Origin of the sequence: Nocardia sp. NPDC051900, assembly GCF_044452545.1 — a bacterium.
GTDB lineage: Bacteria > Actinomycetota > Actinomycetes > Mycobacteriales > Mycobacteriaceae > Nocardia > Nocardia sichangensis.
Window position 1 is genome coordinate 480,076 of record NZ_JBITBU010000002.1, and the last position, 14,380, is coordinate 494,455.

General features: G+C 70.4%; 4 protein-coding genes. All 4 read right to left on the reverse strand.

Going from position 1 to position 14,380, the window contains the following annotated elements; translation table 11 throughout:
* Window positions 1-26: 26 nt before the first annotated feature.
* On the reverse strand, window positions 27-3,527 hold the full coding sequence (locus ACIA5H_RS04655) for an amino acid adenylation domain-containing protein (protein ID WP_397073908.1): 3,501 nt from the start codon (window positions 3,525-3,527) through the stop codon (window positions 27-29).
* A gap of 82 nt (window positions 3,528-3,609) precedes the next feature.
* Window positions 3,610-4,671 carry an MAB_1171c family putative transporter gene (locus tag ACIA5H_RS04660; protein WP_397073910.1) on the reverse strand — a complete coding sequence of 354 codons (1,062 nt, stop codon included), beginning with the start codon at window positions 4,669-4,671 and terminating at the stop codon, window positions 3,610-3,612.
* 109 nt (window positions 4,672-4,780) lie between these two features.
* Window positions 4,781-9,790 carry an amino acid adenylation domain-containing protein gene (locus ACIA5H_RS04665; RefSeq protein WP_397073912.1) on the reverse strand — a complete coding sequence of 1,670 codons (5,010 nt, stop codon included), beginning with the start codon at window positions 9,788-9,790 and terminating at the stop codon, window positions 4,781-4,783.
* A 52-nt stretch (window positions 9,791-9,842) separates the two neighbouring features.
* Complete coding sequence (locus ACIA5H_RS04670) at window positions 9,843-14,372, reverse strand: amino acid adenylation domain-containing protein (RefSeq protein WP_397073914.1); 4,530 nt, start codon at window positions 14,370-14,372, stop codon at window positions 9,843-9,845.
* Window positions 14,373-14,380: the final 8 nt, after the last annotated feature.

The following is a 14,380-nucleotide window of genomic DNA, read 5'->3' on the forward strand; positions in this document are numbered from 1 at the left end:
ACAACCGCGCTGCCGGGCAACCGCTTTCACGTCTGCGCGAGGATCTCCTCGTCCGTCATCGCGGCGACCTCGAGGTAGAGCCGGGCCACCGCGGACAGCCTGCCGTCCGCGCCGTGCCGAATCTCGCGTTCCCGCAGGCACTCGGCCAGCCGGGCGACGGTGCGTGCGGCGAACAGGTCCGCGACCAGCGCGTGCTCGGCTTGCAACCACTCGCGCACGCGGGCGATGACGGTCGTGGCGAGCACGGAATCGCCGCCGCGGCCGAAGAAGTCGTCGTGCACGCCGATCGCATCGATGCCGAGGACGGTCGCGACGATGTCGGCGAGCGCGGCCTCCACGTCGTCGCGTGGGGCGGTCTCCCGGTCCTCCCCCACCCCTGGCTCGAGCAGGGCGACCACGGCGCGGCGGTCCAATTTCCCATTGGCGGTCAACGGCATCTGCTCGAGGAGTTCGATCCGAACGGGGATCATGTAGCCGGGCAACAGGTCCGCGAGCGCCGTAGCGATGTCGCCGGTCTCGTCCAGGTCACCCGCGACGGCGGCGACCAGCTTGGGTGCGCCCGCACCGGCGACCGCCGCGACGGCGTGCCGGACGCCGGGCACCGTGCGCAACGCGGTCTCGACCTCGCCGAGTTCGACCCGGTATCCGCGGATCTGGACCTGATGGTCGGCACGGCCGAGGAATTCGATCGTGCCGTCGGGCCAGTACCTGGCCATATCGCCGGTCTTGTACCAGCGGATGCCGTCGTGTTCGACGAAGCGTTCCGCGGTGCGCTCCGGGTCGTTGCGGTAGCCGGCGGCGACACCGACGCCGCCGACCCACAGTTCGCCTGGCACCCAGTCCGGGCAGTCGCGGCCCGCGGGAGAGACGACGCGGCATCGGACGTTGCGCAACGGAACGCCGAACGGCACGGTCGCCCAGTGTGCGGGCGGTTCACCCGTCACCTCGCAGATGGTGGTGTGGATGGAGGTCTCGGTCGCGCCGCCGAGTCCGGCGAATCGGCAACCCGGCGCCTGCGCCGACAGCCTGCGAGCGAGATCGGCGCCGACCCAGTCCCCGCCGAGGATGGCCGCGCGCAGCGAATCGCCCAGCTGATCACCGCCGATCTCCAGGATCATGTCCAGCATGCTCGGCACGCAGTTGAGAATCGAGACCCGATGCGTGCGCAGCAGTTCCACCCAGCTGGACGGGTCCGCGCGCTGCTCCGGATCGACGGTCACGACCGCGCCGCCCACCGCGAACAAGCCGAAGATGTCGTAGACCGAGAGGTCGAATTCCAGGGCGGACAGGCCAAGCGAGCGGTCGGCGCCGCCGACGCCGAACCACTCGTTCAACGCGTCGATGGTGTTCATCGCGCCACGGTGTGGGATCTCGACACCCTTGGGCACGCCGGTCGATCCGGAGGTGAACAGCACATAGGCGATTTCGCCGGTGTCCGGGCAGACGGGGGCCGCGAGCGGCTCCGCATAGGCACTGGCCGCGTCGATGGACAGGCACGTGATCGGTGCGCCCAAGTCCGCGCCCTCGACCGTCAGCGCCGCGTGGACACCGCCGGTGCGGAGGATCTCCGCCCGGCGGCCTGCAGGCTGATCGAATCCGATGGGCACGTAGGTCGCCCCGGCGGCGAGCACACCGAGCACGGCGGTGACCTGGTCCGGCCCCTTCGGCAGCGCGACGGCGACCGCGTCGCCCGGCTCCACGCCCTCGGCGCGCAAGGCCCCCGCCACCGCCAGCGCGCGAGCGGCCAACTCCCCGTAGCTCCAGGCGCCTCGGCCGTCGCCCAGGCCCCAGACCACGGCGGGCGCTTCGGGATTCGCCGCCGCGTTGTCGAAGAACCCCTGGTGCAGGGACCGCCCGCTGACCGGGCCGTCGGTGGCGTTGACCGCGGCGCGCACCGCGGCCTGGTCGACCGGCAGCCGCACGGCGGCCTCCGCGTTCCACCCTGCCGCCCCGTCACCGAGCCGCCCGATCGCCGCGCGGTACCAGGCGAACATGGCGTCGATCATGCCGTCCGGGAAGGCCGACGCGCGCACGTCCCAGTTCAACAGCAGCCCGCCGCGGACCTCGGTGACCTGCGCGTCGAGCAGTACCTGCGGGCCCTGCGAGATGATCCACACGGGCTCGCCGAAGGTCTCGGTGACCGTGTCGGCGAACAGCTCGCCCAAGTTCAGCGCGCTGGTGTAGACGACCGGGGCCAGCACGGGTTCACCGCGATGCCTACCCAGATCCCGCAGCACTTCGAGCCCGGAATACGCGGTATGCGCACCGCTTTCGTGCATGCCGCGCTGTAACGTGCGGGCGCGCTCGGTGACCGACATGCTGTCGGTGACGTCCACCTCCAGCATGATCGAGGACGTGAAGTCGCCGATCACCCGATCGATGTCGGGGTGCACGGGATCCCGGTGGAACAGTGGCACGTTCAGCAGGAACCGGCTCTGTGCTGACCAACCGCCGATGGTCTCGGCGAATACCGCGGCCAGCGCCATGGCCGGTGTGATGCCGCGCTCGTGTGCGGCGGCGAGCAACCGCTGCTTGGCTTCCGGCGCCAGCCAGTGGTCGTAGCGCACGGTGCGATTCGGGTCGGTGCGCTCACTCACCGGCACGGTGGGAAGTTCCGGCGCGCCCGGCAGTTCGGGCAGCCGCTCCTGCCACCACTGCCGGTCGCGCTCGCGAGCCGTGTCGTCCCCCTGGTGCTCGGTGCGGTGCCGGCGATAGGTGTAGCCGGGGACCGGCACGGCCTTCCCGTGATACAGCTCGGCCAGATCGGCGATCAGGACCCGGTAGCTCATGGCGTCGCCCGCGAGCATGTCGACATCCAGGTGCAGTCGGCTGCGGTCCGCGTCGCGCAAGGTGAGCGTGACATCGATGACCTGACCGTCTTCGATGGCCAGACGCTGGTGGGTCTTGCGGTCACGCAGCTCGGCGAGCGCGGCCTCGGCCGCCTCGGGCGACCGATCACGCAGGTCGACGACCTCGAACACCGGCCTCCCGGGTGCGGTCATGGTCTGCTGGGTGCCATCCGGCAGGAACCTGGTGCGCAGCATGGGATGGGTGGCGACCAGATCGGCCACCGCGCGCTCCAGCCGCTCCGGATCGATACGACCGCCGTCGAATTCGATGTACAGGTGCGCCGCGACGCCGCCGAGCTCTTGTTCGTCTGAGCGGCCGATCCAGTACGCGTGCTGCATGGTGGCCAAGGGGAAGGGCGCCGCCTCGTCGTCCGCGCTCGCCACCGGCACGACGGTCACCGGGCCTGCCGCCCGCCCGACCTCACTCGCGCCGAGCAGACCGTGCCAGGAAGCCACCGTAGGGCTGGCTGCCAGCTGAGCGAAGTTGATGTCGGCGCCGCGTTTGCGCCAGCCGCCCGCGAGCTTCATGGTGCGAATCGAGTCCAGCCCCAGTTGGATGAGGTCGTCGTGATCGGCGATCTCCCTGGCGGCGAGGCCCAGTTGGTCGGCCACCGCGGACCGGATCTCCTCCCGGCCGATGTCCACCGTTCCTTCTGCCCGACGCTGTGTCGACTCCATCGCGCTGCCACTCCTTGTCTGCCGCCGGAACCGGCGGTCTGGACTGCTGGGGCACAGCTTAGCCGACCCTAAATAGGTATGCCTAACCTACATCGGCGCGCGCTTTCGGCCATTCCCGCGCCAATTCGAGTAATTGCCGCAAGCCGTTGGCACGATCGTGACCACCGGTCGCCACGGCGGCGAACGGAGCGGTCGGTGTGACCGGACGCAGCCCGGCGGCTCGGGACCGGATGGCGTGGGCGATCTGACGGGCGTAATCGCCGACGCCACGACCCGCGTCGGCGGCCTCCCGCCCCGGCGCGGGCGACGGCATATACGGCTTCAAATGCAAAAGCGCGTCTTGGATCTCCACCGTCATCCGATAGAGCCGGGACGCCGCACCGCCGTCTCCGTCGTCGGACCGACTCAACACGACTTCCGGGACGGCGGCGGTCAGGTCACACCACAGCGGACGCAGGCGGCGGCAGCGCCGACCGGTCTCATCCAGCCCCGCGCGCGTCAGCACAGCGGTGAAAAGCGGTATCGCCGTGAGCGTCGCGATGATCAATACACAGAAGAAGGACGAGTTCGCCAGCACGTTCCCCGGATGGCTCGGCGGGACGCCGAAGAGCGCGCGGACCACGGTGACCACTGCCGCCGCGGCCCAGTAGACCGCGAGGAACAGCAGCGCCGAATACGTCAGCTTCTCCTTCGTCGTCCGCGCGGCGGTGCGCAACTCTCGGAGACTGGCCTGTGCGACCAGATATCCGCTGGCCACCATGGGCAACTCCGACAACGTCCACACGATCTCGTCCAAACCGACGTGCAGCACGCTCCGTGCGACGGGCGAAAAGATCAGTGTCGAAATCGAACTCACGGCGGCGACGGCGGCGTAGATCTTCTGCCGTCGCAGCATGACCTCGGGATCAGCACCCGACGCCAGTTGCGCGAGCACCAGGACGACGGCGGTGGTCATCAGTCCGCAGCACAGGAACAGTCGCTGCCCGAGTTGCGCGGACCCCGCCGCCGCGGCGGCGACATAGAGCGCCAGACCGCACAGATTCCACGCCCACGCATGGTTGATCATGCGATCGGTGACACTGTCCGCGACCAGGAACCACCGGCCGACCGTGATCGCCGCGATAGTCAGAATGACCGGGAACATGATCCAAACAGACACCGAATCCATCGAGGTGCAACCCTAATCGTCGCTGCCCCCAGGTCCAACGGCAGTGCGCCGGTCGCGGTGCGCGACCGTGACCGGCTCACCCGAATCAGCGTTGCGCGGACCAGGATTCGCGCAGCATGGCCAACGCGTCACCGGACAGGCCCGAGGCCGACATCGGCTCGTACCGGTGCTCCTCCGGCGCAGGCGCGCCCGCCGCCTGATCGGCGGCCGCGTCGACGGCCGCCGCCAGTTCGTGCAGCGTGAAGTGCTCGAAGATCAGCTGCGGGGTGAGCGCCAGGCCCGCCTCGCCCGCTCGCGCGGCCCACTGGATCGCGATGACGCTGTCTCCGCCGAGCGCGAAGAATCCGTCCGTGCGGTCCACGTCGGTGATCTCCAGCAGTTCCTCCAACAGCGCCGCCAGAGCGCGCTCGGTCTCGGTCTGCGGCGGGCCCGCCTCGGCCTCGCCGACCGTGGCCTCGGACGCCGCGTGGCGCACAACGGTACGCGCGGTGTCCCAGCCCTGCGGCGCGAGGTTCGATTCCCGCACCGCGGTATCGGGTTTCGTGGCGAACGCGGTCAAGATCCGCACCAGCGTGTCGGCGAATTCCTCGCCGGAGGCCGGGTCGTACAGCTCCGAGTTGACCACCACCCGCACCAGTAACTCGCCATCGGGTTCCACCAGGAAATCCAGGTGGAAGTCCATGAACGCGGCGTCGTACTGCGGCGTGAGCGGGGTCAGCGTGGTCTCGGCGGTGAAGCCGACGGTCGGCGCGGTGTGCCCGAACTGCATGATCACCTGGAACAGCGGATTGCGGCCGAGTACCCGGGGCGGGTTGAGCGTTTCCACGATCCGCTCGAACGGCACGTCCTGGTGGCCGAGAGCGCCGAGCGCCGATTCGCGCACCCGCTGGAGCACGGTTCGCGGCGACGGGTCGCCCGAAAGATCGTTGCGCAGCACCATCATGTCGGCGAACAGGCCGATCAGCCGGTCCACCGACCGCCAGGGCCGATTGGCGACCGTCGCGCCGATCGGCACGTCGTCACCGCCGCCGAGGGTGTGCACCAGCACCGCGGCCGCTGCCTGGCACAGCATGAACTCGGTCGCGCCGGTCGTCTCCGCCAGCGATCGCAGTGCCTGCCACGTCTCGGCCGCGACGATCCGGGTCGCGCTGACACCCGCATGGCCCAGCCGCACGGGACGCGGGCGGTCGTGGCCGACCGCGATCTCCACCGGAAGGCCCGCCAAGGCCGCGCGCCAGTAGTCGAGTCGCGCTTTGCCGTATTCGCTCAGATCGTCGCGGCCGGGGGCGTGGTCGAAGGTATCGCGTTGCCACACCGCGAAGTCGGCGAAGTGCAGCGCCGGTTCCGGCCAGGACGGAGCCGTGCCGCTCACCCGCGCGCGGTAGGCGACGGTGAGGTCCTCGAGGAAGACCCGGCACGATTCCCGGTCGGTGACCATGTGATGGGTCAGCACCGACAGCACGTGGGTGCGCTCGTCCAGGACGAACAGGCGCAAGCGGAGCAGCGACTCCCCGGCCAGGTCGAACACATGGTTCGCCTCGGCCGCCAGCGCCTCGTCCAGGCGAGCGCCGTCGAGCGCGGTGCGGGGCAACTTCACCGGTCCCGCCGGGGCCACCCGCTGGTACGGCGTGCCCTCGTGTTCCGGGAAGCTGGTGCGCAACGACTCGTGACGGGCGATGACGTCGCCGAGCGCCGCGGTGAGCGAGGCGATGTCGAGTTCGCCGTCGAAGCGGATGGCGAACCGGAAGTTCTCCCACCCGAACGGGCCTTCCAGCTTGCGCCGCAGCCACAGCGCCCGCTGCGAGTACGACAGCGGAATACGTTCGGGGCGCGGTCGTTTCGTCGGCATCGCGGCGTTGTCACCGGAGGGTAGGCCGGTGGGAACGACCTCGTCGAGATTCTCGCCGAACCGATCGTGGTACCGGGCGACCAGATGCGCGGCGAGCCCGGCGACCGTCGGAGTGTCGAACGCCGCGCGCACGTCGATATCGATCCCGAACGTGTCGCGCACCAGGGCGACCAGCCGGGCCGCGAGCAGGGAGTGGCCGCCGAGTTCGAAGAACGAGTCGTCGGCGCCAACTCGCTCGGTGTCGAACAGCTCGCCGTACAGCGCGGCGAGCCGGATCTCGGTGGGCGATTCGGGCGCCCGGTACGTGCGTGTCTGCGTCAGCTCCGACTCCGGGAGCGCGCGGCGATCGAGCTTGCCGTGGGCGCTCAACGGCACTTCATCGATCACGGCGAAGGCCGCGGGGACCATGTGCTCGGGCAGCGTCGCCGCGACCGTCGCGCGCACCTGCTGGAGGTCGATCTCGCTTCCCGGCGCGGGCACCAGGTACGCGGCCAGGATCGGGCCGAGCCGCTCGTGCTCGGTGACGATCGCGACGCACTGCGCGACGCCGGGGTGATCGGCCACCGCGGCCTCCACCTCACCGAGTTCGATGCGGAACCCGCGCACCTTCACCTGTTCGTCGGCGCGGCCGACGAATTCGATCTCGCCGTCGGCGGTGCGCCGGGCGAGATCGCCGGTGCGGTACAGCCTTCCGCCGGGTAGGAAGGGGTCGGCGACGAACCGCTCCGCGGTCAGGGCGGGCCGATCGAGGTAACCGCGCGCGAGCTGGCGTCCGCCGAGATAGATCTCGCCGATCACGCCCGGCGGGACCAGCCGCAGCGAGTCGTCGAGCAGGTAGACGTAGACGTTGCGGTTCGGGAATCCGATCGGCACGATCCTGGTGCCCTGCGGCCCGTCGACCGGCATGGACGTCGAGCACACCACCGCTTCCGTCGGCCCGTAGTGGTTGCGCAGGTCGGCGTCGAATTGCGCGGCGAACCGGTCGGCGATCTCGCCGGGCAGCGCCTCGCCGCCGACCGGCACGTGCCGCAACGCCCGCCAGTCGTTCGCCTCGGGAAGCATGAGGAAAGTGGCCAGCAGCGAGGGCACCATGTGCAGCACGGTGATCCCGTGACGAGCGATCAGCTCGGCGACGTACGGAATATCGCGGTAGGCGTTCGGTTTCGGGACGACGATGCTCGCGCCCGCGATCAGCGGTAGGAAGATGTCGGCCAGCGACGCGTCGAAGCTCACCGAGGTGGCCTGCAACACCCGCTCCGGGACGCTGGCGTCCCAGTCGGCGGCGAAGTTCACCAGGTGATCGGCGATCGCGTCGTGCGGCACTGGCACGCCCTTGGGCTGTCCGGTGGAGCCCGAGGTGTAGATCACGTAGGCGATGTTCGACGGGCGCAGCGGCGACTCGCGTTCGGCGTCGGTGGGATTCGTGTCCGGCGCGTCGACCGCCTCGGTCATCGCCGCCGCGATCGTTTCGGCGTCGAACGACAGCGCCGGACGCGCGTCCGACAGCAGATAGTCGATGCGGTCCGGTGGATAGGCCGGATCGATCGGCAGGTACGCGCCACCCGACTTGAGTACCGCGAGACTCGCGATGATGAATTCGATGGAGTTCGCCATGCGCAGCGCGACGAGCTGCTCGGCGCCGACGCCGCGCCGGATCAGCCAGTGCGCCAATCGATTCGCCCGCCGGTTCAACTCGCCGTAGGTGAGTTCGGCTTCGTCGGATACCACCGCGACGCGATCGGGGGTCGCCGCGGCCTGCCGCTGCACCAACTCGACGAGCGTTGTCGCGGGCGCGTCGACGAGCGGACCGTGCGATGCCGCGACGATGTCCGCTCGGTCGGCGGCGCCGAGCATATCGATCGCGCGGACCGGCTGCCGTGGATCGCGCACCGCGTCGGTGAGCAATTCCAGGTAGTGGCGCAGCAATTGCGCCACCACCGACCGGTCCAGCTCGTCGACGAGGTAGGTGGCCTCCACGCGCGCGCCCGCGTCGTCGAGGACGACCATCAGCCCCAGCGGCTCCTGCGCGACCGTGCTCCCCCACGGCAGCTCGGTGGAGCGGACCCCGGCGAGATCGAACCCGTTCGCCCCGCCGCGCACGCTGAAGCTCAGCTGCACGAGCTGGGCCAGGCCGTCGCTGCCCGCGATCCGGTCCGAACTCACCTCGCGGACGACCCGTTCGACGCCGATCCCTTGATGCGCGAACGCGTCGCGGGCGGCGTCCCTCGTCACGTCGACCAGCTCGGCGAAGCTGCGCCCCGGACGGATTCGGGCGCGCAACAGCAGCGTGTTGCCGAAATAGCCGATCAGCGCCTCGGCGTCGCTACCGCGGCGGTCGGTCACCGGCACCGCGACGAGGAAGTCCGTCGCCGCGGTGTACCGCTGGACCAGCGCCTGGAAGGCGGCCAGCAACACCATGAACGGGGTGGCCGAACGGTCGCGCGCGACCTCGGTGACCCGGTCCAGCAGTTCCTGGGGCAAGGGCAGCACGCACTTGTCGGCGTTGCGGGTAGCCGCGCCACCGGCGAGCGTTCCGGGCAACTCGAGTCGCTCCGGGAGCGGAGTCAACCGCTCGCGCCAGTACGCCAGGTCGGCGTCGTCTTCGGCGGGCCGCTCGGCGAGCGACACGTCCACGTACTGCGCACGGATCTCCGCCTGCGGGTCACCGCGGTAGGCGGCATTGAGCTCGGCGAAGAAGACCGACCAGGAGTCGTCGTCCCAGGCGATGTGGTGGATCGTCAGCACGAGCACGTGTTCGGCCGGACCGGTGCGCGCCAACGTCACCCGCAGCGGCGACTCGGAGCTCAGGTCGAACGGACGCGCGAACTCCCGTCTCGCCAGAACCTCGAGTCGCCTGCCTCGGCCTTCCTCGGAGAGATCCGTGAGATCGTGCTGCTGCCACACCGGCCCCAGTTCGGCGTGTGCCGTTTGATACGGCTCGCCGTCCGCGCCGACGTGATAGGTGGTGCGCAGGATCTCGTGCCGCGCCACGACGGTGTCGAAGGCGGCGCGCAACCGTGCGCTGTCCAACGGACCGTCGAGTCGGTAGCCGACGCAGACGTTGAGCGTGGTGTCCTCCGGCGCGACCGTCTGCACGAACCACATCCGCTGCTGCGCGGACGAGAGCGGAGCCGGATCGCCAGGGCGCCTGCCGCGCGCGGGTCGCGCGGGCGCGGGCGCGAGTTGCTGTTCGCGCAGTCGCTGCTGCAGCAGCCGCTTGCGCCGCTCGAGAATCTCGTCTGACATGGTGGGTCCTTCGGACTGGGTTCGGATGGGCTGAGTGGCTCGGCGATCGCGGTCAGTCGGCGCCGACGGTCACCACGGAGATCGCGCGCGCGAGGGCCACGACGGCGTCGTGCCATAGCTCGGCGAGCCGGTCGACGTCCGCGACCGTGAACACCGCCTCGCTCCAGCGGAGCATGGTGACCAGCTGCGGCCCCTCGGTGGTGGTCCGCACCGCCGAGACGACGTCGAGCGCATAGCGCAGCGGGAAGTCGGGCTCCGCCACGAGCGGAAGGCATTCGTGCAACGCCAGATCCGGGATCGGCGCCCACGGCCGTCCCGCACCGGCCAGGTCGAACCGGCCCAGGTAGTCGAAGAGCACCTGCGGCTGCGGCGCATCGACCAGTTCGGGGGTTCGCGCGAGGTAGCGCAGCACTCCGAAGTCCACGCCGCCGTTCGGCTGTTCGGCCAGATGTGCCGCGACGTGTTCGAGCAGTGCGGCGGCGCGAACCGGATCGGTCAGCGCGGTGGCCACATCCACGCTCTCGGCGCCCGCTGCGAGCCGGGCGGGCACGATGCTGGTGAACCAGCCCACCGTGTGCGCGCTGTCGACGTCGGCGCCGAGCACCGCGTCCTCTCTGCCGTGTCCTTCCAGCGCGAGATACGCGCCCGCGGTGGGGTCCTGACCGCGTTCCAGACGCCAGCTCGCCAGCGTCATCGTCAAAGCGGCGAGCAGGAATTCGCGGACTCCCGCCGCGCCGCCGCCGAGGCTGTCCAGGATGGCCGCGCTCGTCTCGGCCGGGGTGGGCACGGGATGGACCCGGTAGGAAGCCCAGGTGTCGGTCCTGGGATCGGGCAGCCGCGCGCCCAGCACCGGGTCCGGCGCGGTGACCTGGCGCGTCCAGTAGTCGCGCTGAGCCGTGACCGCCTCGGCGCCCGCGCGTTCGCGCAACAGCCGGGCCCACTGCCGGTAGCCGGTGTGCTCGACCGCCGGGACGGGCGTCCGTCCCGCGAGCACCTCGGCCCAGTACGCGGCGAGGTCGGCGGAGATGACGTACCAGGAGACCGGGTCGACGGCCAGGTGGTGGATGGTGAGCAGCAGCACGTCCGGAGCGCCGGACCTGGTGAACCACACCGCGCGCACCAGATCTCCGGTGGACGGGTCGATCTCGTCGGTGGCCGCACGGCCGTGTGCGGCCAGCGTCGCGTAGAAGTCGTCGCCTTCCTCGACCCGGGACAGGATGTCCCGCGCTCGGACGCTGCCCGGGGCGCGCGTGTGCAGGTCGTATCCCTCGGGTGTGGTGACGAAGCGGGCCCGCAGCATGTCGTGTCCGTCGAGCAACGCCTGCAGCACCGCCGTCAGGCCGCCCTGGTCGACGCCGTCGGGCAACTCGAGCAGATTGCTGAGCGTGAGTCTGCGGTAGCCCCCGTACTCGTGCATCCACGACACGATCGGGGTCGGGCCGACCGGCCCGTAGCCCTCCGAACTCGTCGCGCGTTCGCGAACGGCTTCCGCGTCGATCCGCGCGGCGAGTTCCCGGATCGTGGCGGCGCCGAGGACCGCCTTCGGGCTGATCGAGAGGCCGTCCCGCCGCAGCCGGTTCACCAGGGAGATCGCCACGATGCTGTCCATGCCGAGGCCGATCAGGTCGTCATCGATGCTCGGGACCGGACCGCCGGACAGTTCGGCGATCGCGGCGCACAGACGGTGCTCGGTGCCGGTGCGCGCCGTCTCCGCTCCCGGTCCGGCGGCCCGGTCCTCGGCGAGCATCGCGAGCCGTTTCGCATCGAGTTTTCCGTTGCTGGTCACCGGCAACCGCTCGACGACCACGATCCGGTTCGGCACCATGTAACCGGGCAGCCGATCGGCCAGCGCGGCGCGCAGCCGCACCGCGTCGAGACCGTCGCCCACCGCGAACGCCGCCAGGCTCGGACCACCCGTACGGCGCACCACGACGACCGCCGCGGCCCGCACCCCGGGCAAGGCGAGCAGAGCTGTCTCGATATCGCCGATCTCGATCCGGTAGCCGCGAATCTTCACCTGATCGTCCGCCCGGCCGACGTAGGCGAGATCGCCCGAGGGCAAGCGGCGCACGAGATCACCCGTCCGATACATCCTTTCACCGGCACGGTGTGGATCTGCGACGAATCGGCCAACGGTGGTTCCCGGCATGCCGACGTAACCACGCGCGACCTGAGCGCCCGAGAGGTACAACTCGCCCACGACGCCGATCGGCACCTGGCGCAGCCGCGAATCCAGCACGTAGCCGGTCATTCCGGTGACCGGCGCCCCGATGGCCGGTTCGGCATCGCCATCGCGCACCGCCGCGACCACCGCCTCCACCGTCGTCTCGGTGGGGCCGTAGCAGTTGTGCACGGCGGTGCCGGGCAGGGCGCACAACTGTTTCCACAGCGGCACACCGATGGCCTCGCCGCCGAGCGCCAGCACGGACAGCGGCGTGACGCCCGCCTCGACCAGTCCGGCCGCCGCCAGCTGAGTGAACATCGACGGGGTCGTGTCGATCATGTCCAGTCCGTGCCGGACGATGCCGTCGACCAGGCGTCGCGCGTCGCGCATCTCCTCGGCGTCGAACAGGTGGATTGCATGTCCGTCGAACAGTCCGATCAGCGGCTGCCAGGAGGCGTCGAAGCTGAGCGACCAGGCGTGCGCGATCCGTAGCGGCCGCCCGAGCCGCGCCACCGCGGGCCGATACACCCGGTCGCGGTGGTCGGCGAAATACGCGGCCAGCGCGGCATGGGTGCCGACGACGCCTTTCGGTTCGCCGGTGGAGCCGGAGGTGAAGATCAGATAGGCGGCCTGGTCGGGGTGGCCGGGCGCGGGCGCGAGCTCCGGAAGCCCGTCGGAGAGACCGTTCACTACCAGCACTTCCGGGCGCTCGGCGATCTCGTCGAGCGCGGACAGCCCCGAGCTGTCGATCAGGATCGAGCGCGGCCGGGACCGGCGCACGATCGATTCGATACGGGCCGCGGGCAGCGTGACATCCACGGGCACATACGCCGCACCGGTCGCCAGCACGGCGAGAATCGCCACGATCGACTGCGCCGAACGCGGCAGCGCCAAGGCGACGACCTCTTCCGGACCGGCCCCGTGTGCGACCAGCGCGCTCGCCAATCGGCCTGCGGCATCGAAGAGTTCGCGGTAGGTGTAGCGATCGTTTTCGGTGCTGAGGGCGAGCGCGTCCGGCGTGGCGGCGACCTGGCGCGCGAACAGCTCCCACACGGTCACACCGCGCACGTCGGCGGCGATCGGCGCCGGTGGCGGAGCGGTCTCGCCCGGCAGCAGGACATCGAGCGCGTCGGGCCCCCGCTCGCCGATCGCGGGCAGTTGCCGCAGCACCGAGAGCAACCGCGCCCCGATGCCGGGTCCGGACAGGCCGCGCAGTGCCGCCTGCACCGCCTCGACCGTCACCACCAGCTGCCCTTCGTACAGGAACGAGGTCACCGCGAGCGGATAGTGCGTCAAACTCTCCGAGGTCATCGGCCGCACCCGAACGCCGTCCGCCATGTCGATGGGGCGCAGGATGTCGGACATCGGCGCGTTCTCGAACACGAACAGGGTGTCGAACAGCGTGCCGGAGCCTACCGACCGCTGGATCGCCGACAGGCTGACGTAGGCGAGATCACGCATCGGAGCCGACTCGCGCTGCGTTCGCCTGCAGTCCCGCACCACGTTCTCGGCCCCGACCGCCACCCGGACGGGGACGGTGTTGATGAACAGCCCGATCATCGTCTCGACCCCGGACAACTCGTCGGGCCGCCCCGAGACGGTGCTGCCGAAGACCACGTCGCGCCGGTCGGTCAAGCTGCCGAGGACAACGGCCCAGGCGTACTGCACGACGGTGTTCATCGTCAGGCCGTTCGACCGCGCCCACGCCGTCAACCGGCTGGTGTCGGCCGCGTCCAGGGTGACCGTGTCGACGCTGGGCACGATCGTGTTGACCGCCGAATCGCCACGGTCGGCGAGGATCAGCGGATCGACATCGCCGAGGTATCCGCGCCAGGAGCGCAACGCGGCATCGCTGTCGCGGGCCGACAGCCAGCCGATGTAGTCCCGGTAGGGTCGGGGTTCGGGCAGCGCCTCCGCCGCGCCGCCTGCCTGGTACAGGGCGAACAGTTCCCGGAAGAACACGCCGAGCGACCAGCCGTCCAGCAGGATGTGGTGCGCGGTCAGCACCAGGCGCCGAGTGCCGTCCGGCAATCTCAGCAGCAGCACGCGCAGCAGCGGGCCGCGGGTCAGGTCGAACGGCGCCCGCGTCTCGGCCGTGATGACGGCGTCGAGGTCGCCCGGGTCGACTTCGCGTTCGGCCCAGGGCAACTCGGCAGCGGTGGGGACGATCTGCACCGGCCGCGGCAGGTCGCGGTCCCAGAACGACGCGCGCAGATTCGGATGCCGCCGCAGGATGGCCGCGACGCTGCGCCGCAGCAATGCCACATCGACGGGACCGGCGATCTCGTACACGAACCGCAGTGCGTACAGATCGCCCTCGCCGGCCAGCCTGGCCAGCGAGAACAACCCCTCCTGCAACGGGCTCAATGCCAGTACGTCCTCGATCTCCGGGGTGGGCGCCTGCGTGTTCTCCGGCATCGAGCGGC